Genomic DNA, 25,066 nt, shown 5'->3' on the forward strand with positions numbered 1-25,066 from the left:
TCGTTCAATCTTCGATGCCGTGATACTTCATGAAAAAACATCGTTATCAAAGTCAACTTTTTAAACTTCATATTTAATTAGGATATGATTATTTTTTTGGTTCGTCAACAACCTCGTAGTCCGCGTCGACAACATTTTCTCTGCCTTTAGGTGCTTCGCCAGCACCAGCATCGCCGTCTCCAGTACCTTGCGCCTGAGCAGCTTGCTCATACAGCTTAACTGAAAGCTGTTGAATCACTTCTGTCAACTCTTCTGTTGCTTTTTTGATCGCTTCGAGTTCGTTACCAGCTAGAGCAGCTGTCACTTTCTCTTTAGCAGCGTTCGCTTTGTCGATCTCGCCTTGGTCTACTTTATCGCCAAGATCTTTGATCGTTTTTTCAACGGAATATACGAGTTGATCCGCTTCGTTGCGAGCTTCTACAAGCTCTTTACGGATACGGTCTTCCTCAGCATGAGCTTCCGCATCTTTCACCATTTGTTCAACTTCTGCATCGCTTAGGCCGCTAGAAGAAGTGATCGTGATTTTTTGGCTTTTGCCAGTTCCTTTGTCAAGTGCAGACACATTAACGATACCGTTCGCATCGATATCGAAGCTAACTTCGATTTGCGGAACGCCACGCGGAGCTGGAGGAATATCACCAAGCATGAAACGGCCTAGTGTTTTGTTCCCGCTAGCCATCGAACGCTCACCTTGAAGAACGTGAATCTCAACGCTTGTTTGGTTATCTGCATAAGTGGAGTACACTTGTGATTTTGTTGTAGGAATCGTTGTATTGCGGTCGATCATTTTTGTGAACACGCCACCCGCTGTTTCGATACCAAGGGATAGTGGTGTTACGTCAAGAAGAACAACGTCTTTCACTTCACCAGTCAATACGCCCGCTTGAACCGCTGCGCCAAGGGCAACAACTTCATCCGGGTTAACGCCTTTATGAGGCTCTTTACCAGTTAATTTCTTGATCGCTTCAACAACTGCTGGGATACGTGTGGATCCACCAACAAGAACTACTTTATCGATTTGACTTGTAGACAAACCGGAATCCTGCAGTGCTTGACGAGTTGGTCCAAGTGTTCTTTCAACAAGGCTAGCGGAAAGCTCTTCGAACTTCGCACGAGTTAGGTTCAATTCCAAATGCTGAGGAACGCCGTCAGCTACTGTAATGAACGGCAGGGAAACAGTCGTTGTCAGAACGCCGGAAAGCTCTTTTTTCGCTTTTTCAGCTGCATCTTTCAAACGTTGTACCGCTGCTTTATCTTTAGAAAGGTCGATGCCTTGCTCTTTTTTGAATTCAGCTACGAGGTAATCGATGATGACTTGGTCGAAGTCGTCGCCGCCAAGCTTGTTGTCTCCGCTTGTTGCTTTAACTTCAAAGAAACCATCGCCTAATTCAAGGATGGATACGTCAAATGTACCGCCACCAAGGTCATAAACGAGAATTGTTTGATCTTCTGTTTTTTCCAAACCGTAAGCAAGTGCTGCTGCAGTTGGTTCATTGACGATACGAAGAACTTCAAGACCAGCAATTTTACCAGCATCTTTAGTTGCTTGACGTTGGCTGTCATTGAAATAAGCAGGGACCGTAATTACGGCTTGAGTTACTGTTTGACCAAGGTAAGCTTCAGCATCAGCTTTTAGCTTTTGCAGAATGATTGCTGAGATTTCTTGTGGCGTGTAATCTTTGCCATCGATGTGTTCTTTGTGGTTAGTACCAATGTGACGCTTGATAGAGCTAATTGTTTTGTCTGGGTTTGTGATTGCTTGACGTTTTGCTGTTTCACCAACAACGCGCTCGCCATCTTTCTTGAAACCAACTACTGAAGGGGTTGTACGGTTACCCTCCGGGTTAGGGATTACGACGGCTTCGCCGCCTTCCATTACGGCAACGCAAGAATTTGTTGTACCTAAGTCAATACCAATTACTTTACTCATGTAAAGCTGCCTCCTTTTGCTCCTATGGAACATTTCGTTTATTTGAATGTTGAGAAAAATAAGATCTCTTACACGCTAACTTTGACCATGGCAGGTCGGATGACTTTATCTTTTAGGATATAGCCTTTTTGCAGTTCTTCTACCACGATACCTTCTTCGTGTTCTTCGGATTCAACCTGCATAACCGCTTGGTGGAATTCCGGATTGAACGGTTGACCTACGGAATCGATCGGTTTAAGCCCTTCTGCTGTTAGCAGTTGATCGATGCCGCGGTACGTCATATCCAAGCCTTTCACCAAAGCGTCGAAATCCTTCGTCTCTTTGCTTGAAGACAGCGCGCGATCGAAGTTATCTACAATCGGTAAAAGCTGCTCAATCAATTTTAGCGAAGCGTATTTCGCGAAGTCTTCCTTCTCCGCTCTAGCGCGGCGGCGGAAGTTGTCGAAGTCCGCTTGAACGCGTAATAAACGCTGATAGTTTTCTTCTGCTTGCATACGCGCCGTTTCCAACTCGCTAACTTCTTTGGTTTCCTCAGAAACCTCCGCTTGCGAATCTTGGCTTACCGCTTCTTGTTGTTCAGCGGCTTGCTCGCCTTCGGCTGCGTATGTAGTGTTCACGTCTTGCTCGGCTGTTTTGTTATCTCCAGTACTCAATTGTCCTTCACCTCCTAAACATAATACATCATAATCTCTCTGACATCAGTTTGCCCATCTTTAGGCCTCTTCAAAAGGCTGCTTCATCTTAATAACCGTATGAATACGCAGCACAGCGGCAGCAACTTCTCCAGCCGCTTGCAGAGCGTGAATTTTCACATCCGCTGGATCCACAATGCCTGCTTCTAAGAAGTCAGTTACTTGTCCGGTATCACAATCGATACCGAGACTGTCGGTTTCAAGCGCTATCTGCGCGGCCTTCAGCTCTTCAACCTTCTCGAGCGGATTATATCCCGCATTGACAACAATCTGGGCCACCGGCTTACGAAGTGCCCCTGCGACAGCGGCAACTCCGAAGCCTTCCATGCCCTTCATCGTCTCGCGAACGCGCTCGAGATCATGGGCGACCGCCATCTCCGCGGCGCCGCCTCCAGGCAAGTACCCGCCGCGCACGGCGGCTTGAACGGCTGACGCAGCATCCTTCGCGATGCGCGAGCGCTCATGCGCCGCTTCGCGTGTCGCGGCGCCGACGATCACGGTCACGTGCTGCTCGCCGTGACCGCGCGCTACGCGCACGCGCTCCAGCCGCTCGTCGTACGCGGCATAGCCCGCGTGCCCAAGGGCGGCGCCGAGCTCGGGTGCGCTCTTGCGCAGCGCCGTGCGCCGCACCGGCCTAGCGCCGGTGTGCTCGCTCAGCAGCTGCATGTCCCTGCGGGACAGTCGCTGCAGCACGATAATGCCATGGTCGGAGCAGAACTGCTCCGCCTCGGGGTCAACCCCGCGGTCTGATGCGATCAGACCGACGCCAAGCTCCAGCAGCGAGCCTAGGCTGCTGCGGAACTGCTCCCGCAGCTGCATGTAGCGCTGGAAGCCTGCCTCGGTGACCAGCGCTTCTTCGCTGACCGCCTCAGGCTCCAGAGCATCATGCAGCACGAGAATTCGAGCATCACGCAGCTCATGCTCGAGATGCAGGTTCATCGGCTTCTGGTTCAGCAGAATGCCGGTCCATACCTCGCTGCTCGCCTCTTCATGGGCGAGCACGCTGTCTGCGAAGCGGTAGCCGTCTTCGCGAAGCTTCGCCTCACCGACCGCTTCGGCGGCTTGAACGATGAGCTTTGCGATGTCCGCCTGCTCCCTACCGGCCGTGATAGCAATGCGTTTCAGCGCGCTATCACCTAGACCGACAATTGCGCGGCTTCGGCTTTGTAAGCTTTTTACCGCAAGCTCGATGCCTTGCAGCATTCCGCTGACGACCTTAGCGACCGGTACGCCACGTGTTACCTGAGCGACACCTTCCTGTACCAACGCTCCAGCAAGAACCGTTGCCGTCGTTGTACCGTCGCCGATTTGGCGCTGCTGGCTGCGTGCGACCTGAATCATTAACCTAGCCGCGGGATGGGTGACGTCCATTTTTTCCAAAATAGTTACACCATCATTGGTAATAATGACTTCACCCTGCCCGCCAACTAGCATGGTATCGAGACCTTTGGGTCCAAGTGTCCCCTCGACCGCAGAACAAATCGCTCTTACGGCAGCAGCATTGTTGACCAGCGTAGAGTAACGTTCCTCACCCTCGCTATGAACTGTTTTCATTCCGCTCATTTGCCGTACCAACGCCCAAGAACGACTTCTAGATGCTTCGACAAATGTTCCATTAAGCTAATGACCCTGCCATATTCCATTCGGGTAGGACCCAATATCCCTATTGTTCCAAGAGGTTTATCACCGATCGAATACGAGGCCGTTATTAAGCTGCAATTATTGATAGCTTCAATACTATTTTCAGCACCAATTTTAATCTCAATGCCTTCATTTGACGATGTAAACAATTTGATGAGGGTGGGTGCTTCTTCCAATAGATCAAAGATGCTCTTGACCTTGTCAACATCCTTGAACTCGGGTTGGGTCAGCATATTCGTCATACCGCTTAGGAAGACGCGATCTTTCTCGTTACTTTGAAGCACGCTTTCCACAACCGAAAGAAGCTCTTGATACCCGTTCACATATTTGCTTAACTCGCTCGAAATTTCATTGTAAAGCCTGGATTTAAACTCTATCAACGGTACATTTTTAAGCTTTGCATTCAGAATATTAACGACTTTCTCGATCTCAGACATCCGTATGCCTTCAGGGATGGAAACTGTTTTATTCTCCACATGACCCGTATTCATAACAATAATGGCAACGGCCGTCGTCTCTGTAAGCGGGATAATCTGTAGGTGTTTCAGCGTTGTACTGAATACCTCAGGGCCAAGCACGATCGATGTATAATTCGTAAGACTGGAGAGCATTCCCGCAACGTGCTGGATCACACCTTCCATCTCTTGAATGCGTTCGGCAAAAGCACCCTTCATGGAGTCCAAATCGTTATTATGCAAGGTACCATGTTGAAGCAAATGATCGACATAATAGCGATAACCTTTGTGCGAGGGTATACGACCTGCGGACGTATGGGGCTGCTCCAAATAACCCATTTCTTCGAGATCAGACATCTCGTTACGGATCGTCGCCGGACTGAATCCGACATTGCCCCGCTTCGAAATACTTCGCGAACCAATTGGCTCTGCTGAACGAACATAATCATCAATGATAGCACTTAAAATCATGCGCTGACGCTCCGTCAACATAAGGTACCCCTCCTCTTCACAAATCACTATTTGCCACTTTCGTTAGCACTCGTATTTAGTGAGTGCTAAATCCTAATACAAAAATAACAGACCCTTAGGTCTGTTGTCAAGTCAATCCAAACGTTTAAGTACGGCGATTTCGTCGCAGCAATACTGTTTTTTGCAATGCATACAATCTTTCCAAACCTTCTCCGGGAAAATCTCTTTTGGCACGAGGGTAAAGCCGTTTTTTTGAAAAAAAGCAACTTCATACGTGAGCGCCATCACTTTAATAATGCCTTGGCTCCTTGCCTCTTCAACTAAGAAGTTCACAAGTTTTCCGCCGATTCCTTGTCCCTTGTAGCCTTGGGTCATCCCAAGTGAGCGAATCTCAACAAGATCAGGCCCAAGTCGTGTAAGGGAGCCGCAGCCAATCAGCAAGCCATCCGATTCGGCGACAACGAAAGTGTCGATCTGCTCCTGCAGCATCTCTTTGCTCCGCGGCAGCATAATCCCCTGCTTGGCATAGCCTTGTATAATATCATGCAGCTTCTCGATATCACTTATCGAAGCTTTTCTAACGGACACTGTAGTTGATAGACTCACTGTCATCCCACCAATCGCAACAAAATGCATAAAACCCACGCTAGCGCCACGACGGCTTTGCCGCTGATTCGCTTGTGGATTCATGTATAAATATACAATAAACCGTATATTTGCACAAGAGTTTTTTGCATCAAAACAGGTCTCTCTATGTTTCTCGCCTAGGCAAGGAACGAAGCAAAGACTTCGTTGCCAAGCAGGATGCCATGTTTGGACAATCGATACCCATCCGGTGTTTGTTCAAGCAGCTGTTTTCGCAGCCAGCCATTCAAGGTTTCCCCGAATTGTGATTCGATGGTAGTTCCGAATTGTTCGATAAAATCCGCATTCCGCACACCTTCGAGCAATCGCAAACCAACCATCATGAAGTCTTCCATAGCTTCCTGCCGCGTTACCTCAAATTGTTCCATGATCGGTAAGCCTACCTTTGCAGCATCAATATAAGGTTGAATTCCCTTCACGTTCACATGACGCTGGCCATTCATATATCCATGAGCCCCTGCTCCGAGTCCATAGTAAGAACGATTGCGCCAATACATCGAGTTATGTCTGCTCTCTCGACCCGGTTTAGCGAAGTTGCTGATTTCATATTGCTTATAACCCGCTGCCTCTAACCTCTTCATGATGAGTTCGTACATATCGACTTCCTCATCCTCACTTGGAAGAGGCAGTTGATTCTTATTGAACAATGTGTGAAACAACGTATTCTCTTCTACTTTTAGGCTATAGATGGAGTAATGCTGCAGATCTAGAGATAAAGCCTCATCCAATGTAGCCTGCATGATGTCCACGGTTTGTTTGGGAAGCCCGAACATCAAATCAATGGAAAGGTTATTGAATCCTAACTTTTTGGCATTCGCGATGCTTCGATGCACGTCATCTGTATTATGAATGCGCCCAATTGCGGCAAGCAAATCATTATTAAAAGATTGCACACCGAAACTGATCCGATTGACGCCGCCTTCTTTCATAACAGCCAGCTTATCTTCGTCCGTCGTTCCTGGGTTTGCTTCCATCGAAAACTCGATTTCAGCGCTATCTGCTGGAAAATACGTACGAACCATGCGGAGAAACCGCTCCATTTGATCAGGAAGCAAAACAGTTGGTGTTCCCCCGCCCACGAAAATCGTTTCCACCTTGATCGGCGGATTATTCCTAACCGTAAGCTCCATCTCGCGCTCAAGCGCATCCAGATACTCCATAACGGGTTGGCCTTTGAGGACATAAGAGTTGAAATCACAATAATGGCATTTGTTTGTGCAAAATGGGATATGAATATACACAGCTGTTGGGGCCGTATAGGTAACTAACATAGGGGTATTTCCTTTCTATTGAGAAAACCTCTATCGAGGCAATTCAAGGATGAGCGACCGCGTTTAGAGGTGGGTTTTATCGCCAATAAGAAAGCAGTTTTCGGGAACCGAAAACTTATACTTTCTTATGTGGTAAGAAAAAGCCAAGGGGCAGAGTTACTCTGCCACCCCAGCTTCTCATTCATTTCGATCTATTCTTCGATTTCATTTCAATCTATTCGTCGATTTTGAGAACAGCCATGAACGCTTCTTGCGGCACTTCTACGCTGCCGACTTGCTTCATGCGTTTCTTACCTTCTTTTTGCTTATCGAGGAGCTTACGTTTCCTTGAAATGTCACCGCCATAACATTTGGCGAGTACGTTTTTACGCATCGCTTTAACCGTCTCACGCGCAACGATCTTCTGTCCAATCGCCGCTTGAATCGGCACTTCGAACATTTGCCGAGGAATCAGTTCCTTCAGCTTATCACAAATGATTTTGCCGCGATGATACGCAGTATCACGGTGAACAATGAAGGAGAGAGCATCCACTTGCTCGGCATTCAAAAGAATGTCCATTTTCACGAGATTCGATTTCTTGTAGCCGGATATTTCATAGTCAAATGAAGCATAGCCCTTTGTTCTTGACTTCAACATATCGAAGAAATCATATACGATCTCGGATAACGGAATTTCGTACGTTAATGTCACACGGTTGGTATCCAGATATTCCATGTTCAAATATTCACCGCGTTTGCCTTGGCAAAGCTCCATAATCGTTCCTACGTAATCATTCGGAACAATAACCGATGCTTTGACATATGGCTCTTCAACGAAGTCAATACGTTGTGGATCTGGGTAATTCGATGGATTATCGATTTCCATTACATCGCCATTCGTCAATGTGATGCGATATATAACGCTTGGCGCCGTCGTAATTAACGGAATATTGAACTCACGCTCAATCCGCTCCTGAATAATTTCCATGTGCAGCAGACCCAAGAAACCACAGCGGAAGCCAAAGCCTAGCGCTGTAGATGTTTCCGGTTCAAAACGCAGAGAAGCATCATTCAGCTCCAGCTTCTGCAAAGCTTCACGCAGATCGTTGTAATCCGTTGTTTCGATCGGATACAGTCCGCAGAACACCATCGGGTTGATCCGGCGATAGCCTGGCAATGCTTCAGGCGCCGGGCGATCCGCTTCGGTAACCGTGTCACCGACTCGTGTATCCCCTACATTTTTGATACCGGCAACAACGAATCCAACATCTCCAACCTCAAGGGAAGGAACGGATGACATTCTCGGTTTGAAAGCCCCGACTTCAATGACTTCAAACACCTTGTTCGTCGCCATCATTTTGATTTTGGAGCCCGCTTTGATCGAACCATCTACGACACGCACATAAACGATTACGCCTTTGTAGCTATCGTAATGGGAATCGAAGATCAATGCTTTCAACGGATTGTCCGGATTTCCTTGCGGAGCCGGCACTTTCTCACAAATTTGCTCGATGATCTCTTTAATCCCAATACCGGCTTTCGCGGAAGCATGAACAGCCTCGCTAGCATCGAGTCCGATAACGTCCTCGATTTCCTGCTTCACTTTGTCAGGATCAGCACTAGGTAGATCGATTTTATTGATAACAGGTAAAATTTCTAAATTATTTTCCAATGCCAGGTATACGTTGGCAAGCGTTTGCGCTTCGATACCTTGTGCAGCGTCTACAACAAGCAGAGCGCCTTCACACGCTGCAAGGCTTCGGGATACTTCGTATGTAAAGTCTACATGTCCCGGTGTATCAATTAAATTAAGAATATAATCGATGCCATTGTCAGCACGATAAGCTAATCTAACCGCCTGAAGTTTAATCGTAATTCCGCGTTCCCGCTCCAAATCCATCTGGTCCAGCACTTGCTCCTGCATCTCACGCGATGATAACGCGCCCGTATATTCCAATATGCGGTCGGCAAGTGTTGACTTGCCATGATCGATATGAGCGATAATTGAAAAGTTGCGAATTCTTTGTTGTCTTTCTCGAATGTCCGTCATGCTAAAGACTAACCCCCACTACATGCAAATAATTTTCATTATAGCAGTTGTGGGAAGTTGCAGCAATGTACCCCTTAACCTTTCCCTAAGATGGCATCAAATATAGACACGAATAACTTAATTCCATGATGTGAAGCAATCTGCAGAAAGTCCCCTAATTTATTCCCAACGTGATTCAATGAATTATCGTGATCAGCAACCGGTTCGGTCTTCTTTTCAGCCTCTGGCTTCGCGGCAGTCTTAGCTTTCGCAGCTGCATCTCCTTTGGCCGCCCCAGTTGGTGACGCCTTAACTGTGGACACTTTCACAGGTGGCGTCTTGACATCTGACTCCTGTGCAGTTTTGGAGGATGGCTGAGGTCCTTGTATGCGTTCCATCCCGCTCGACGCCAAGCTGACTCCGAATAAAATACAGAACAACAGCAAGAGTCCAAACAAGCCTACTTTCATATAAAAATGCCTCAGCCTCATTTTGATATCCTCCTTAGAGTTTTCGTAAGAAAACTGGCATCGTAAGCTTTAACTGAGTTTTGCAATAGCAAAACGAATTCTATGACTGCTTAGGGGTAATAACCGGCGCATCCACTTTCTTCGCGTTCAAAATCACCTCTGAAATAGCTTCTGCCAACCAATCTGTGGTTCGATAGCACTCTTCGAGTGAATTGTACGGACCGCCGACCTCAATTAATATATTATTAGGCGAAAAGTTCTGATTATATAATCCGTTGCCTTCACTGGCTTCTTTTGCATGAATTCCTTTGGATATACCGGGATGCTTGGCTTCTAACGCTTGATGAATTTTGCTTGCGAATTCCTCGTTCTTTTTCCAATTCGGATTCTTACCGCCGATGATGAAATACACCTGGGCATAATCTTTGCCGTCGAAGGTTGCGGTCGTTTTATTGCGAGCAGCGGAATCCCGATGAATATCGAAGTAATATTGCAAATCCGGATGTGAAACAGCAGCTTCCTGTAACGTTTTCAAGGAATATTTGTAGGAATACGGATATTCGAAATTTTTGACTGTACTTGGATAGACCGTCTTGGAATGTACGGCACCGATGCCGTCCTTTTCCAAATTTTGAGCTAATCTTTGACCTACGGAAATGATATTCACCTTATCGCTATAAGCCTTGTCAGGATCCGTAACACCTCTTAGCTCCGGCAAAAATGACTCATTGCTGTGTGTTTGATAAATGAAAGCTATATTATCCCCCGCGGTTCTTGGCGGTTGTCCCGTTGGGTTTGTGATCGCAGCGGCACCACCCGCAGGTGAGGGTTCTGGTGATGGAGGAAGCTGAGGATTCCTCGCCTCTGCCTCTAGATCCTGAGAGTTTGGACTGTAATCAATAGGATCACTGGGATTCGTTTCTGTCCCTTTTACCAAGACCGTCGTTTTATTCGCATCCATACCAGGAACTTCACTAGCCACAAGGCTTTTGGGATCGCTCGGATTAATGTCCGTCATGAACTGAAAAGCGAAATGAAACACATTATGCTGAGAAAATGTAAATTTCTTCTGATCTTTATGTAGATGAGGCACTTCCATGCCCAGCATATCGATAAAAAATTGATTCGTGACGGATGCAGCTAAGCTCTTCATAGAAGATACTGGCGAAGTAGTCATAACTCTATTCTGCAAGAAGCCGCCTAGGCCAATAAGAACAAAAAGAGCTAATGTGCCGAAGCTGAGTATAAAAAAAGTTTTCCCGACGGAACTTGCGCTCTGAAACGTTTTCCGAACATGGCTGAGATTCAATGTAGCTGATGTCCATTTCATAGTTTGATTCCTCCTAATCTATCTTACTTCAATCTATGAAACGAGCTCCGTCGATAGAACCCGAAACACTAGAATTTTTCTGATAGAGAGAAAAAGAAACGCAAATAGACCTGAGACGCTGCTCAGGCTCTTTCTTCAGTCGATCCACTTCAAATTCACCTGTAGCCTCATGAATGGGAACGTAGATACCTTATTTGGGGCTAAATTGGTCTTTTTCATGTCTAGGCGGAACGACAATCTCTTATTCCTCCTTCGAGCGCAGTAAATCAGCCAAAAATGGCAAAATAACGCTTCTACGTTCCTCTACTTACCTAAAAGTGCAGTTATTTGATAAATAGCGTATCGTAGTTCCCCTTGGATCGACTTCTTGCGCCTGAACCCTTGAGTAATTATAATCCCCCCCATGTCTCGGGTCCGAAAAAGCTGTTACTTGTATCATTACTTAGTAGTCAGTAGTAATCGCGGGTTAAGCTAAATAGTAATATTACGCATATACGCAAAAAAGAACCCCATATGGGGTTCTTAAGTTTATCCTATTCATGCTACGCGAGGGATTCGAAATCAAATGACCCTTTGGCCACAATCGTTACCCCACTCGTTTTGTTCAGAACAGTAGGTCCGTTATATAATTTGAGCAGCGACTTGTCACTCGGTTTATGTTTATGGTCTGTGGTTGGTCGGTTACGAACTTTCTTCATGTGCTTCAGCATAAATAATCCTTCCTTTCACAATGGATTTGAGTGAAGACACGAGCTTCGCATTTCTTTCCGATAACTCCATCATGACTTGATGATGATTGCGCGCGGGAATATCCGTCCTTGTTTTGAAATGTATGGATGAAACAATGGTTGGATGCAGCTTAATGCAATAAATGTATTCAAACTCGCCATCTTCTTTATCCTTGGCTTGCCCCAGGTAGATGTTCGTATCTTTGCCCCGGTAACATTCGGCTAAATAGCTAGTTGGGTCATTGACGTTGAAACTGTGGTTGTTGCTAACCTGACCGGCACGGCCAAACTGCTGCAAGGTGACACCATCTTCGAGAAGCTCAAAGAGCGTTGCCGCTGTCACTTCTTGAAGCTCAATTATACCACAATTGGTATCAAATGTCTTATGGAATTTATCCAAAACGCGGTCATAATCCACACTGGACACACTAAGCGAATCCAAAGCATCGAACAAAAAACTGCGTATAGCATCGTTCTTCTTCATATCGGATTGCTTAAAGCGATTCTTATGAACACCGATACTATGTTTAATCGGGTAGAGATGAGGACCTGCTAGCTCCGCGATTCCCGAAACGGCCTGCTGATCATCGATTCGCAGAGGGTTATAACCCTCCAGATATTCAGGAAGTTCACAATTTTTAGACATCACAATGAACGTGCGGCTGTGACCCAATTCTCCGATACAAAGCCCTATCAATACGAGTATATTCCCGTAAACCAAGGGATCATGATAATCCGCATGTGTGATAATAAGAAGGGCAAAATCCGTCTCTTCGATATGCTTTTTTAGCATTTTCAATTTATGATTGGACGCTGTAAGCACACCCTGATTAATAACCGTAACCTCGGATGAAGACGACAACTGCGCTTGATAGAATTCTGCCCACAGCGAACTTGAAGGGGAGCAGCCTATAAATATCTTTGGTTTCATTTCTCTCTCAGCCCTAACTCTTTGAGCATTTGCTTCACGACGAAAGTTGCCGGTCCTAGGCCAGCCATTAGCCCAGAGGAATGATTCGCATCATAAGTAAGTGGTGTTAGGCCGATTAAATCGGAGGCTATATGTAATTTTTCTTTTTCCGGAATTAGAAAATATGTTCGCTCTAGACCTATTTGTCCAATAAATAGCCCCAATTCCAGAATAACATTGTCACGTACCGTGCTAACCAATGAATCTCTCAAAAGTGTCAAATCATTCGGTTGGAAGACAAAGATAGCAAAATCACTAGACTTCGCCTGCTTAATAAGTGGAGCCAAGGTTGTATGTGAAGGTGGGAAAAGCAATTGACTCCAAACTGTTACATCAAATGAAAAATGGAGATTAGACTGCAAGGCCTCTGCAACTTCAACACTTTCAGCAGATGACCCTATGAATAGCTTCGCTTTATTTGCGCTGCTCAACAGAACCACGTCCTCATTTAAGGTGATCGTCCCTTATTTCGACGCCCCCCTCCTTATTCCTTCCAAATTACGTAAAAATGGACAAAAAGAAAGAACTGTATCCGCCAATCTAGCGGACCCAGTTCTTAAAATCATTTAGTGCGTATAGGCCGCCACATTATCGACACTTACGGCATCGTGTAAGGCAGCATTTAAGCCGCTAGCAATAATATTGGCGATGTCTTCAATAAACTGGTCGATCTCCTTCGGCGTGACAAGCAGATCGTGTCCTACGGGGTTTAGCACCTCTTTCACAAGCATTAGACGCTCTTCCTCCTGCATACCGTCCAGAAGGCCTAGGATCTGCCCTGTATTTCGCGTCTGCTCGCTAAAATGTTTCTGCATCAGGTCGAAGGCATTATTGACGATGGTAGACGCATATACAACGGTCGGGACTCCAATGGCAACAACGGGAATGCCAAGGTTTTCTTTGGTCAACCCTTTGCGTTTATTTCCGATGCCTGAACCGGGATGAATGCCCGTATCCGCGATTTGAATGGTCGTATTGACCCGATCAAGGGATCTGGAAGCCAGCGCATCAATAGCAATAATGAAATCAGGTTTGGACATATCGACAATCCCCTGAACGATGTCACTGCTTTCAATTCCCGTGGTTCCGAGCACCCCTGGCGCTACCGCGCTAACTGCCCGATACCCTGGACTAACGTCCTCTGGAACTAGTTCAAAGTAATGACGTGTGACCATCACGTTATCCACAACCAAGGGGCCAAGAGCATCGGGTGTCACATTCGAGTTGCCCAGACCGATAACAAGAGCCTTCGCATTCTTAGGAATGCCGATTTCACGCAAAAACTGTTCAAACTCTTGAGCCAGTTTCGTGGCGACGCGGTCCTGTAATTGGCTGTCTTTCTCCCGCAGAGCTGGCACTTCTATCGTTATATAATGTCCGAGAAGCTTACCAAGCGCTTTGGAGCCCTCTTCGTTCAGAACGTTGATCTTGGTAACTCGTATCCCGTTTTCTCGTGTCGACTCCTGTTCAATGCCAGGTATCGGTTGCCCCTGATTAGCTGCATGAGCCATATCCCTTGCATCTAACGCAAGATCCGTATGTGTTGTAAAAGAGCCTAAGTCCATTGAAGTTCCCCTTTCTCAAAATATAAGAATTTATATGTTTCACATTATAAGCTTTGCATATTTCTGGGGAAACGCGCCTGTCCTTGGAGGACAGCTTAGCCGTTATCCTTGGGTGCATTGCATCCCTTATTGTGCTACGATTTACAACCACTTATACAAAAACTAAGACCACTGAAAACCTATTGACAGGTCTTGCATTTTCAATAGTTGCATGGTAGAATACTTAAAGTTGTCAGCAAACAAACAAATGTAACGTTGAACCGTGTTTTGTAAGTAGGAGGTGAATTTCATGCCAAACATTAAATCCGCTATTAAACGAGTAAAAGTTAGCGAAAAGCGCCGTCTTCGTAACGCTTCCCAAAAGTCCGCTCTGCGTACTGCTGTGAAAGCTTTCGAAACAGCTGTAAGCCCAGAAGCTCTAATTAACGCTTCTAAGAAATTAGATAAAGCAGCTTCTAAAGGCTTAATCCATAAAAATGCCGCTAACCGCAAGAAGTCCCGTCTGGCTAAAAAGCTGAACGCTCTTACGGCCCAAGCGTAATACACGGACATAAAGCAAAAGTCCAGTTCTCTTCACAGAGAGCTGGACTTTTTACTTTTCCAAAGGTTGTCCTCCTAGGCAGCAAGCCTAAGAAGAAACAACTCAAGACCTAACACTTTATCGATTTTCCCCGTTTTCATTTGGAAATCGAGATCCGCAAGCTGCGACATGATCCTGCTCAGCTTCTCAATATCATATTTGCGCGCCTGCCCTTCAGCCACCTTTACGGCAAAGGGATGCAAACCGATCTGTGAAGCCATTTGCTGCTGGGAATAGCCTTGTTTACTTAGCTCTTTCACCTGCAGCATGATGCGGAACTGTCTGGCGATGAGCGCCGCGATCTTGATCGGCTCCTCACGCTGCTTCAACAGCTCTTCAAGAATAACGAAGGCGCGTTCCAGCCTTACATTTACAATATCTTCTATAAGAATGAAGACGTTCTGTTCTGTACTGCGGGCCACCAATTGATCGATAACATCAACTGATGCTTCCGCACCTACTCCTACATATAAAGAAATCTTCTCAATTTCTGCAGATAAAGATTGCAAATTCCCGCCGGTGTATAAGATCAGTTGGTCGGCGGCTTCCCCCGTAAACGTAAAACCCAGCTGCCCAGCTTGTTTGGCCACCCATTGCTGCAATTCTTCCGGGCTCAGTGATAGGAAGGGAACCGCGGCTTCAAGGTCCTTGAGCGCTTTCACAATCTTCTTACGCTCGTCCAATTTATCTGCATCTACCGTAAACACCACGACGGTATGTTCCGCTGGAGATTTCAAATAATCGGTCAAACGATCCAAGTGATGTTCAATCTTCGAACTTTCCTTCGCCCCAGTGAAAAAAAGCGCATTCTTCGCGATAACCAGCTTCTTCGGAACCATAAAGGGAAGGGTCTCTGCATCCTCCAGCACCGCAGAGAGACTAATCTCACTTAAATCAAATTTACTCACTGCAAACTCTTTGTGCTCGGGCTCTATGAGCAAATCCGTTAATAGCTGAATAAATTCCCTCATCTTATATTTCTCAGGACCGTAGCACAAATAAACCGGTGCAGGGCGCCCTGCTTGTATATCTTTCAATGCTCTCTTTGCGTCCATAGCTAATGTTCACTCCTTGCAACCATTTTACCAACAACAAAGGGATTACGTCAAAGCCCGAAGACCTTGAGGTAACCCCTTTGTTTGTCTATTTAAACACCGGTTAAAGGCTCTAGAAACCTTATACCGTGTGGACAAACCACCAAAACATTGCCGCTTCCTTATACAACATACGCTAGAACCGTCACATTGGTGCATTCGTATCACAAATTTACTTAGCTGCTTCCTCTTTCGCATTTACATCAATGAGAATAGTGTGAAGCGTGCCTTCGCTTTGAACTTGATAAAATAATTTGTCGTCCTTAGACCATTCCACTAGCGTAATAAGATCACCAGACTTCCAAACTTGCTTGGACGCAAAAACAACTTCTTGGGTAGAGCTGTTTCGGATCACAACATGCTGCTCTTCAACAACAGCCTCGAGAACGCCTGTTGTTGATTTCAACGATTTCGCACTAGGTGCTGTCAAAGAATATATGCCTCCAACATCATTCGTTTCTCCACCATTCTTAGCAGCAGGCGTAGGTGTTGGTTCCGTAGTTTTCAATACCTTCTGGTCCGGCACTTTATTTGAAGTTTCACTGCCTGCTGGCGGATTCGTCGATACAGGGTCCGATCCCTTCTTCTCATTAGTTCCAGCGGAAGCTTGATCTTTCAGCCGTTCAGGCTCTGAGGTAGAAGGTGCCTGGCGCAAACCATTCGTATCTTTCGCGGCCCCAGATGAACTCAGCGTTTGCGGGTCCTCCAGTTTCGCGTCTGTTGTAGCTTGCGGCCCCACTATCTCATTCCCCGTTGTTACATCTGGCTTAGCTTTCTCTTGCCCAAATGACTCAGCGGCCGGGGCATTAGGTGCCTCCTGCTTTGCGTCTGCACTGTCTGCTGCCTTCTTCTTGCCAGCATCTTCTGCGGCCTTTGAATCGGACCCCGCCGTGCTTGGCATTTGTCCGGCAATCTGCTTTCCAGATGCAGCCTTGGGCTGCATTAAATCATCTGCTTGATCCAGCATAGGATGCTTTAGGTTGAATGCAAAAAAACCAAGGATGAGACCTGCGGCAACGACACCACCTGCGAATTTCCAGGAGAACTGTGATCCTAAACGGCGTGTCCAAGGGAGTTTGGGAGGCTGCACAGAAGCTGTCTGGCTAGCATGGGTGCCGAAAGCAGCCACCTTGTCGGTAATGGACGCCGCGGCATGTTTATCAATATCAGCTAGCTGCGGCATGATAGCATCGACCAAACTGTATGGAGGAATGACCTTTGGTAACTGGGTCAGTTCATCGGACAATCTTTGTAAACGTTCAAACATCTGTGCACAGTCCAAGCAATGCATCAGGTGAGCATGAAGCTCATCTTCCTCTTTTGCATCTAAATCCCCATCCAGCTGTCTTTGCATAAATTCCATCACCTCTTGACAATTCATCCCCGAACACCTCCTTTCTGATATTCTTGGAGCAGCGACTGTAATTGCTGTCTAGCTCGAAATAAGTAAGACTTCACCGTGTTTAACGGTAAGTTGAGAGATTCTGCAATTTCATGATACGAAAAGTCCTGCAAATAACGGAGAACAACAACAGATCGATGGTGTTCGGGAAGCTTTTCGATTGCTTCTCTAATATCTTTGGCTAAATAGCCAATTAACATTTCCTGTTCAACATTATGTTCTGCTGTAAAGGTCATATCATGCTCATCAATCGAAACCGTTGGTTTCGCCTTGCGAAATTTATCGATGCAGATGTTCGTTACAATCCGCTGTACCCACGTCTTGAAGAGCGCTTTTTCTTCATAGGAATTAATTTTTGTATAAATCCGAAGGAGTGCCTCCTGTGAAGCATCGAGGGCATCCTGTTCATTATTCAAAATATAATAAGCGGTTCGATAAACGTGAGACTCAATTTCTCGCAATAGGGTAATGAGAGCATCACGATCACCGGCTTGTGCAGATCTTACCAGTTCGGGTGCTACCACTGGGATCCCTCCCTCTTGCAATCTTACAGACGCAGTAGCGTCTCATAAGGTTGCAACTCTTTTAGAATAAAAAAACAATGGCCGTCTTGCAACTACCAGAATATCAAACTTCCTGAAATAAATACACTTGTTATTAGACGTATGCTAGACCGATTAGTTTCACCTTCGTCTCACAAACCGTTCTCCCCTCTCTCTCATTCATCAAATTACTCTCCATTGTAAGCTTTTTTAAAAGAAGGAATAGTACTATGTTTGGGTAGTACCGCCTAAGAAATTGCCATAACCGTTTAATTCTAACCGAAGTGGTAAATATTACAGATGAGCTATTCGAAAGTGGAGGGCTGCATCATGTTCAAACAATTATTTGGCAGAAAGCATCTGCTTCGAACCCCTAAGGATCCCAACAAGCCAATCACTTCAAGTCCAGATTCCAATAAACGGTTATCAGCATCATTGCAAGAAAATTTGACTACCATTCAGACAATCCTGCACCATCCAAGCGATCTGCTCATTAGACAGTTTACAATCGGTACAGAGCAATATCCGTGTGCTTTAGTCAGCATTGATGGTCTGGTCGACATAGCTATGATTAATGAACAATTACTAAGCCCGATGCTCCATTCCTTTGATCATCCTGTTACCTCATCTTCGGATTTAATAAACGTATTGAAGCAGCAAATTCTGACAGCTTATGAGTTGGAAACAGTTGAACTTCTGGACGAAGCTTTAATGGCCATTCTATCAGGCGATACGCTTCTTCTATTCAACAATCTCGCACAATCCATCATCATTTCCAGCTGCGGTTGGAAAACCCGTTCGATTGAAGAACCGCAAACTGAATCGATTATTCGGGGACCCAGAGCAGGCTTTACAGAAGACATACGCACGAACACCGCTTTGCTTAGAAGAAGAATTAAAGAAACCAACCTTGTTTTTGACACGTATCAAATCGGTCAAAGAAGTAGACGTGAGGTAATTGTCACTTATATTGCAGACATTGTGCATCCCGACCTTGTGAAAGAAGTTACTCGCAGAATAAAGACCATCGACATAGATGATATCGAAGGGTCCGGTTACTTGGAGCAATGGATAGCAGATAGTTTCCTTAGTCCATTTCCTCTTATTATGAATACGGAACGGCCTGATCGCGTATCTGGAGCACTTCTCCAAGGCAGAGTTGCCATTCTGGTTGATGGAGACCCCTTCGTCCTCATATTGCCGATTACATTCGCTTCAAGTTTACAATCACCCGAAGATTACTACCAACATTGGCTCATCTCTACGTTGACTCGGGTACTCCGATTAATATCGGCTTTCATCGCTACCTTTTTGCCAGCTCTTTATATCGCTTTGCTCGAATTTCATCATGGGATGATCCCTTCAAAATTGGCATTCTCCATCGCTGGAGCTCGGGAAGGTGTGCCATTCCCTGCAGTCGTTGAAGCTTTCGCTATGGAATTCACGCTCGAACTTCTCAGGGAAGCAGGACTCCGACTGCCCAAACCAATCGGCCAAACTATTGGGATCGTAGGCGGTTTAGTTATTGGAGAATCAGCTGTGGCTGCCGGCATGGTAAGTCCCGTTATGGTTATCGTCGTTGCCGTCACTGCTATCTCTTCTTTCTCGCTGCCTTCTTATTCGTTTGCCATTTCACTGCGCGTCATGCGATTCAGCATTATGTTGGCCGCTGCTTTTTTAGGCTTATACGGAATCATCTTAGCCTACATCATGATCAATATTCACCTGGTAAATCTGAAGAGCTTTGGCGTTCCATATTCCACCCCTTTTGCGCCAATCTTATTACGGGACTGGAAAGATCTCATTTTAAGATCACCGCTGTTGTTCGTAACAAAGCGGCCAAAAATGATGCAAACGAAAAATGATCAAAGAATGAGAGGAAGGAGAAATAGAGGATGAAATCTTTTGAATATGGCGATAGTGAGATCGGTTTCGTGGATATAGTCATCACGATTTCATCCATGATTATTGGCGTAGGTATACTATTTCTGCCGAGGGAGCTAGCGAAAACGGTTCAATCTTCTGACGGGTGGGTGTCCATGCTGCTGGCAGGCCTTCTTACGATCGTCTCAGCCTGGATGCTAGCCAAAATTGCGACTCATTTTAGCAAACAAGGTTATTTCGCTTATGCCTCAGCAGCCGTTACGAAGCCTATTGCCCTCATTGCAGTCCTTTCTCTCATCGGTTACTTTATCCTATATAGTGCTTATGAAGTTAGGGCTATTGCTAATATTTCCAAACAATACTTATTTGAGCGGACTCCTGTTGAAGCGATATCCTTAACCTTCTTACTGGTTGTCGTATATGCGGTTTCTGGCAGCCGAGTCGGTATTATTCGTCTTAATATTTTATTTTTACCCATTGTTATCGTCATCTCACTCGTTGTACTCACCTTTAGCATGAACATATTTCATTTAGACGACTTAAAACCTTTCTTAATCTCAGATTGGAAAGGTTTAGCGAAGGGAGTGCAAACAAGCGCGTTCTCGCTCTTTGGTTTTGAAGTCATCTTAATTTACATCACCCTAATGAATCACCCAGAGAAAGCCCCGAAAGCTGTTATGATCGGAGTAGCTATTCCTATTGTTCTATATACGGCAATCTACATTACTTGCGTTGGTGTATTTTCACATTTCGCCCTTCAACAAATTACGTATCCTGCCATTGAGCTTGCCAAGGAAATGCAAATTCCAGGCGCATTCTTTGAGCGTTTTGAATCTATATTTTTTACAATTTGGATTATGGCTGTTTTCACAACGACGATTATGGCCTATGACTGTTCCATCTATCTGCTTATGTCCGTTTTCCCTAAAACAAAGAAAAAAACGTGGGTATTCCTACTAAGTCCGTTCATTTATATCCTTTGCATGTTTCCACGAAACTTAGCTGATTTCGATGAAATAAGCGGTATCATTAGTTATATTGGATTAATTGTCGCCATTCTCTTTCCTATCCTCATCCATGTTGGTGCTAAACTTCGAGGAGTGAATAGTGATGCTTCTTAAAAAAAGGAGCTGCTGGACCAGTCTAATCTGCATCCTCTTCCTTTTAACAGGCTGCTGGGATCGTATAGAAATAGACCAACGGGGGTTTGTAGTCGGCGTTGCTATCGATTACAGCAATACTCCGAAATACAAATTCAAAGGAACCTATCAGATTGTCGTACCCAGTGGGCTGAAACAAAGCAGTCAAGGACAAAGCGGATCAGGCAGTTCCAATAAAGCCTACTTTAATTTATCAACAACCGAAAACTCCATGCCTGCCCTTAGCTCGAGATTGGCAATTAGGACGAGTCGTTCCCCTTATTTCGAACATCTAAAAATCATTATCATTTCCAGCGAAGTAGCCAAAGACGATAAAATTTTCGCTGACTTGTTGGACTTTTTCTTACGGAATAGTGAAATGCGAAGAGGCGTTCAAATATTAATTGCCAATGGAAAAGCCTCAGATATATTAGATATCCCTACTTTTAATGAACCAACACCTATCGATTATATTACATCTATTGCCAGAAATGACCGAAAATCCAATTACATGTTACCCGAATCACGAATAGGTGATGTCCACGAATTTTTGGTCAAACATGAAAGCTTCGCTATTCAAACTGTAAAATTGGAAGAGAAAGGCGTTTCAATGACCGGATCCGCTATCTTCGATGGTCATACGAAGGAACTGGTCGGATTCTTGCAAGGCGATGAAACGCAAGGGTTGAACTTCGTCACTGACCAAATTAAAGGCGGGATCATCGAAGCTAAGATTAAAGATCACACTTTTGCCTTCCGAGCGGAAAGAGCGAAAAGTAAAATAACAATGCAGCAGCTCAATCCAACAAAGTTCAAGTTTAATATTAAACTTGCAACTGAGGGCGTTCTTGATAAATCGATTTCAGATTATGATCCCTCTAGTTCAGAAGCAATTAAAGATTTGGAGAAAAGCTTGGAAGATATGGTCAAAGCCAATACCCTTAAAGCAATTAAAAAGCTCCAACAAACTTATAAAAAGGATGCACTGGGACTAGGGGCCTATCTCTATCAAAATCATTATAAAATATGGAAACCAATTGCAGATGATTGGGATCAGGGATTAAATATATTCACACAATCAGAAATTAACGTACAGGCTGAGGTCATTATAAGGCGTATCGGAAATATCATCAAAACGACAGAGGAGTAATGCATGTATGTGGTTTTCTCTCATTGGAAGGTTTCCATCAGGGATGATACTGATCTGTACCATTCTCTCATTCGTCATTCCCTTCGGTGTTCATTGGATATACAAAGAGCTGCACGCACATGGGGATCCACCATGGAAACAGGAGCCTACAGCAGCAGAAGAACACGAAGATCTACAATCGAACAACTCTGGATAGAGGCCATTCAGATGTTAATTAATCTATTATTTTAACACGGGAGTAAATCCCTTCTTTGCGGACTTCAAGTTGCACTTCCCCCATTTGATCTGTTCGTAAAACCTGCACTTCATTTTCATCCAAACGCCTTAATACATCGGGTGATGGGTGACCATAACTATTCATAGCTCCTACGGATATGACGGCCCAGGTAGGCTTCCAAAAGTCGATCCACCCTGGTGTCGTCGATGTTTTGCTGCCATGATGAGCAATTTTCAGTACATCGACCTTGTGATTTATATGTTGTTCTTGATCAATTAACGAAGAATGTTCTTTAAAATAATCGACCACAACAGCTTCAGATTCTTTCTCCATATCCCCCGTAAATAACCAACGCGTCCCCTGCATCTCGAGCAAAAAAACAACGGACTGCGCATTCTGTTCTTTGACAATTTCGATGAGCCGATTATCTTTTTCCAAAGGATACAGGACCTGCAATCTGGTAAGCGGATCGATCTGAATCCAATTGCTTACGTTCGCAGGCAAAAGCGGCACTTTTCGCGTTAGCAGGGTATCAAATAATTTCTCGATACTTGCCCCTGGCTTAAGCGTTCCATTAAAAAGAAATTGCTTGACGGGCATTTGCGCAATAACTGCTTGCAGACCGCCGCTATGGTCAGCATCTTCATGTGTGAGAACGACGAGATCAAGTTGATGAACACCGCGTTTCTTGAGCAGCGGAACAAGCAGCTTTTGGCCAACTTCATAAGGATCCTTGCGAATTTTCCAAGCTTCACCAGGTTTCCTAAATGTAAGAGTCCCTCCACCATCAACCAGAATATGTCGATCATATGGCGTCCGAATCAGTATAGCATCACCTTGACCCACGTCGATAAATTGAACGAGACCGGAACGGTTGAAGCGCTCAGGCGAGTATCCTATCCAAAGCAATAGCAGGAAACCTCCTGCCGCACATACTAACCATTTCGATAAGTTCACTTTCCTTTTACCTTTGACACTTACCAAAATGATTGGAAGCTCTCCTCCAGCTTGTTGAGACAAGCGCTGACATAATCCATAAATCATAATGAGAAAAGTATAATAAAAAACAATCCAGGGTAAGCTTGGCGACGGCCACAGCAGCTTAAACTGCTGTAAATGCTGAAGCTTGTCTGTCATCCAGAAAATCACTTCGTTTAACCAAGAAATAAGCCAACCGATGCTTTTCCCAGCAGGAACGTAAACCATTCCCAGAACTAAAGCAAGCAGGCCAGCTGGGAATACAATCATGCTAATAACAGGAACCAGGAAGGCATTAGCCAGCCAAGACAATAAAAAAAACTGATTAAAATAATAAATGGATACCGGAAAGGATACCATTTGGGAAACAAGCGTGATAGAGGTCGTATTTCTTATAATTGGGGAGGAAATCCAAGGAACGAATAAATCATTGACTCTTTGTACGCCAACGATGAGACCAAGTGTAACCAGAAACGAAAGCTGAAAGCTGACATCCAGCAGGAAGTATGGATCCCACAAAAGCATGACCCATGCGACAATCGACATAATATGCAAAACATCCTTAAAGAGCCCTCGCCGTGCTGCATAGAGGGCAATTATAGACATGAGTCCGGCCCGAACAATGGAGGGGGAAGCACCTGTCAGTAGGATATAGAATGGCAATAACCATATACAGATAAGCAAATAGGTCTCCTTTGCCAGCTTTAATCGGCGCATGATCCAAATGCAAACACCAAGAAATACGGCAATATTCAAGCCGGAAATGGCCAAAATATGCGTCAATCCCAGCTCCGAAAATTGCTGGAAGCGCTCGGGATCGAGATCGTCCGTCTGACCGATCAGCATGCTCTTCATGAACCCCGCCTGCGGCGCGGGGAAGATAAGGTCCATTCGCCTGCTGAGGGCGCCGCGCAGCTCATCGTTCCAGCGCAGCAGCTGGACGACGCTTAAGCGCGCAGCCGCAGGCTCGACCTGCGCCTGATCCACCCCTTTGGCGGAGAGCAGCCAATGGGTGTGGTGAAGGCGCAGGTATCGGCGGTAGTCGAAGCCGCCGAAGTTGCGGGCCGGGGACGGGCTGCGCAGCGTCCCGTGCAGCGTCAAGGCGTCGCCTCGGCGCCAGCCCGACGCCACCGCCTGCTGCTCCTGCTGGAGCAGGCGCAGCGAGACCTGCACGCTTTCCCCGCCGAGCGGGAAAGCTTCCGCACTTGGGAAGCGGATGGACTCCGCTTCCATCGTGAAGCTGGCCCTGTCGCCGTCAACGGTGACAGGGCTGGAGAATCGGCCGAGCAGCGTGACCTCGCTGCCGACCAGGTTCTGCTGCTGCGCTAGCGGCAGCAGCGCAGAGACGTTGCGCTGGTCGGTCCACTGGAAGTAGCCATAGGCTACCCCGACCAGCAGCAAGGCGCACAGCGGCTGTCTGCCAGGCAGCCGCAGCGCATAGATGACGATAAGCGCGGCTAACAGCAGCGCGCTCGTCATCAAAGATAACCACCGCAGCTCGGTATAGAGAGCGAGCGCGTAGCCAGTTATCCACAGACAACACCCTATAACAACTGGTCGTTTCATTAGCATTTGCATATGTATTCGCTCCCCCTCCTCTTGAATGTTATAAAATCGAATTGCAATCATTTACATGAGTTACGAAAATAGACGAAGCGATCTATACACTGAAAATTCATCATTCATCTTTCTTCTTTCTTCTTTCTTCTTTCTTCTTTCTTCTTTCTTCTTTCTTCTTTCTTCTTTCATCTTTCATCTTTCATCTTTCATCTTTCGCCTTCTTCCTTTATCTGGATCTTCAACATTCACCTTCATCATTTATCTCATCATCCATCTTCGTCATTGGATTTTTTACAATGCTTTCTCTCCTCAGACCTCGAAAAACAGTTTCTATTGGAGCAATT

General features: G+C 45.6%; 22 protein-coding genes. 5 read left to right on the plus strand and 17 right to left on the minus strand.

The genetic code is table 11. The features are described 5' to 3' along the window. Positions 1-88: 88 nt before the first annotated feature. From dnaK to gpr, 13 genes are all read right to left on the minus strand, one after another. Positions 89-1,930 carry a molecular chaperone DnaK gene (gene dnaK, locus ASD40_RS09930; RefSeq protein ID WP_057303133.1) on the minus strand — a complete coding sequence of 614 codons (1,842 nt, stop codon included), beginning with the start codon at positions 1,928-1,930 and terminating at the stop codon, positions 89-91. Between the two features lie 68 nt (positions 1,931-1,998). Continuing rightward, positions 1,999-2,583, minus strand: coding sequence for a nucleotide exchange factor GrpE (grpE, locus tag ASD40_RS09935; protein ID WP_029193540.1), 585 nt, complete (start codon positions 2,581-2,583; stop codon positions 1,999-2,001). 60 nt (positions 2,584-2,643) lie between these two features. Then, positions 2,644-4,185, minus strand: coding sequence for a TCP-1/cpn60 chaperonin family protein (locus tag ASD40_RS09940; protein WP_057303134.1), 1,542 nt, complete (start codon positions 4,183-4,185; stop codon positions 2,644-2,646). Continuing rightward, positions 4,182-5,210, minus strand: a complete 1,029-nt coding sequence (gene hrcA, locus ASD40_RS09945) for a heat-inducible transcriptional repressor HrcA (RefSeq protein WP_057303135.1) — start codon at positions 5,208-5,210, stop codon at positions 4,182-4,184. Before hrcA ends, ASD40_RS09940 begins: the two co-directional genes overlap by 4 nt. Positions 5,211-5,321: 111 nt before the next feature. Continuing rightward, entirely contained in the window at positions 5,322-5,795 is a 474-nt protein-coding gene (locus ASD40_RS09950; protein WP_235549214.1) for an N-acetyltransferase, read from the minus strand. A 158-nt stretch (positions 5,796-5,953) separates the two neighbouring features. After that, entirely contained in the window at positions 5,954-7,105 is a 1,152-nt protein-coding gene (gene hemW / locus ASD40_RS09955; protein WP_057303136.1) for a radical SAM family heme chaperone HemW, read from the minus strand. Positions 7,106-7,319: 214 nt separating this feature from the next. Continuing rightward, positions 7,320-9,134, minus strand: a complete 1,815-nt coding sequence (gene lepA / locus ASD40_RS09960; protein ID WP_057303137.1) for a translation elongation factor 4 — start codon at positions 9,132-9,134, stop codon at positions 7,320-7,322. Positions 9,135-9,208: 74 nt separating this feature from the next. Beyond that, positions 9,209-9,604: a DUF3679 domain-containing protein gene (locus ASD40_RS09965; RefSeq protein WP_057303138.1), complete on the minus strand. Its 396-nt coding sequence runs from the start codon at positions 9,602-9,604 to the stop codon at positions 9,209-9,211. A gap of 79 nt (positions 9,605-9,683) precedes the next feature. Further along, the gene (spoIIP, locus tag ASD40_RS09970) at positions 9,684-10,913 is read right to left on the minus strand and encodes a stage II sporulation protein P (protein WP_057303139.1); all 1,230 of its coding nucleotides are present in this window, start codon (positions 10,911-10,913) and stop codon (positions 9,684-9,686) included. A gap of 542 nt (positions 10,914-11,455) precedes the next feature. Beyond that, the gene (locus ASD40_RS37140) at positions 11,456-11,623 is read right to left on the minus strand and encodes a hypothetical protein (protein WP_156389954.1); all 168 of its coding nucleotides are present in this window, start codon (positions 11,621-11,623) and stop codon (positions 11,456-11,458) included. Next, a complete protein-coding gene (locus tag ASD40_RS09975; RefSeq protein ID WP_057303140.1) occupies positions 11,595-12,572 on the minus strand; it encodes a TIR domain-containing protein in 978 nt (325 codons plus the stop codon). Before ASD40_RS09975 ends, ASD40_RS37140 begins: the two co-directional genes overlap by 29 nt. Then, positions 12,569-13,042 carry a TIR domain-containing protein gene (locus ASD40_RS09980; RefSeq protein ID WP_057303141.1) on the minus strand — a complete coding sequence of 158 codons (474 nt, stop codon included), beginning with the start codon at positions 13,040-13,042 and terminating at the stop codon, positions 12,569-12,571. Before ASD40_RS09980 ends, ASD40_RS09975 begins: the two co-directional genes overlap by 4 nt. A 135-nt stretch (positions 13,043-13,177) precedes the next feature. Beyond that, positions 13,178-14,176, minus strand: coding sequence for a GPR endopeptidase (gpr, locus tag ASD40_RS09985; protein ID WP_057303142.1), 999 nt, complete (start codon positions 14,174-14,176; stop codon positions 13,178-13,180). Between the two features lie 289 nt (positions 14,177-14,465). Here gpr and rpsT point away from each other — a divergent pair, with 289 nt between their 5' ends. Then, positions 14,466-14,717, plus strand: coding sequence for a 30S ribosomal protein S20 (gene rpsT / locus ASD40_RS09990; RefSeq protein WP_028557986.1), 252 nt, complete (start codon positions 14,466-14,468; stop codon positions 14,715-14,717). Between the two features lie 74 nt (positions 14,718-14,791). Here the strand turns inward: rpsT and holA are convergent, their stop codons facing one another. From holA to ASD40_RS10005, 3 genes are all read right to left on the minus strand, one after another. After that, the gene (holA, locus tag ASD40_RS09995; RefSeq protein ID WP_057303143.1) at positions 14,792-15,811 is read right to left on the minus strand and encodes a DNA polymerase III subunit delta; all 1,020 of its coding nucleotides are present in this window, start codon (positions 15,809-15,811) and stop codon (positions 14,792-14,794) included. A 211-nt stretch (positions 15,812-16,022) separates the two neighbouring features. Then, positions 16,023-17,231 carry a zf-HC2 domain-containing protein gene (locus ASD40_RS10000; RefSeq protein WP_057303144.1) on the minus strand — a complete coding sequence of 403 codons (1,209 nt, stop codon included), beginning with the start codon at positions 17,229-17,231 and terminating at the stop codon, positions 16,023-16,025. Beyond that, a complete protein-coding gene (locus ASD40_RS10005) occupies positions 17,228-17,776 on the minus strand; it encodes an RNA polymerase sigma factor (RefSeq protein ID WP_056838612.1) in 549 nt (182 codons plus the stop codon). Before ASD40_RS10005 ends, ASD40_RS10000 begins: the two co-directional genes overlap by 4 nt. Before the next feature lie 348 nt (positions 17,777-18,124). On the opposite strand from ASD40_RS10005, the gene ASD40_RS10010 reads away from it, so the two are divergent. From ASD40_RS10010 to ASD40_RS10025, 4 genes are read left to right on the plus strand one after another with little or no spacing between them, the layout of a single operon-like run. Beyond that, positions 18,125-19,693 carry a spore germination protein gene (locus tag ASD40_RS10010; protein WP_057303145.1) on the plus strand — a complete coding sequence of 523 codons (1,569 nt, stop codon included), beginning with the start codon at positions 18,125-18,127 and terminating at the stop codon, positions 19,691-19,693. Further along, positions 19,690-20,799: a GerAB/ArcD/ProY family transporter gene (locus ASD40_RS10015; protein WP_057303146.1), complete on the plus strand. Its 1,110-nt coding sequence runs from the start codon at positions 19,690-19,692 to the stop codon at positions 20,797-20,799. Before ASD40_RS10010 ends, ASD40_RS10015 begins: the two co-directional genes overlap by 4 nt. Next, positions 20,789-21,967, plus strand: a complete 1,179-nt coding sequence (locus ASD40_RS10020; protein ID WP_057303147.1) for a Ger(x)C family spore germination protein — start codon at positions 20,789-20,791, stop codon at positions 21,965-21,967. Before ASD40_RS10015 ends, ASD40_RS10020 begins: the two co-directional genes overlap by 11 nt. 7 nt (positions 21,968-21,974) lie before the next feature. Next, positions 21,975-22,163, plus strand: a complete 189-nt coding sequence (locus tag ASD40_RS10025) for a hypothetical protein (RefSeq protein ID WP_057303148.1) — start codon at positions 21,975-21,977, stop codon at positions 22,161-22,163. A gap of 18 nt (positions 22,164-22,181) precedes the next feature. On the opposite strand, the gene ASD40_RS10030 is transcribed toward ASD40_RS10025, so the two are convergent. Next, entirely contained in the window at positions 22,182-24,740 is a 2,559-nt protein-coding gene (locus tag ASD40_RS10030) for a DNA internalization-related competence protein ComEC/Rec2 (RefSeq protein ID WP_057303149.1), read from the minus strand. Positions 24,741-25,066 lie beyond the last annotated feature (326 nt).

The sequence above is a fragment of the Paenibacillus sp. Root444D2 genome, from assembly GCF_001426375.1.
Taxonomy (GTDB): domain Bacteria; phylum Bacillota; class Bacilli; order Paenibacillales; family NBRC-103111; genus Paenibacillus_E.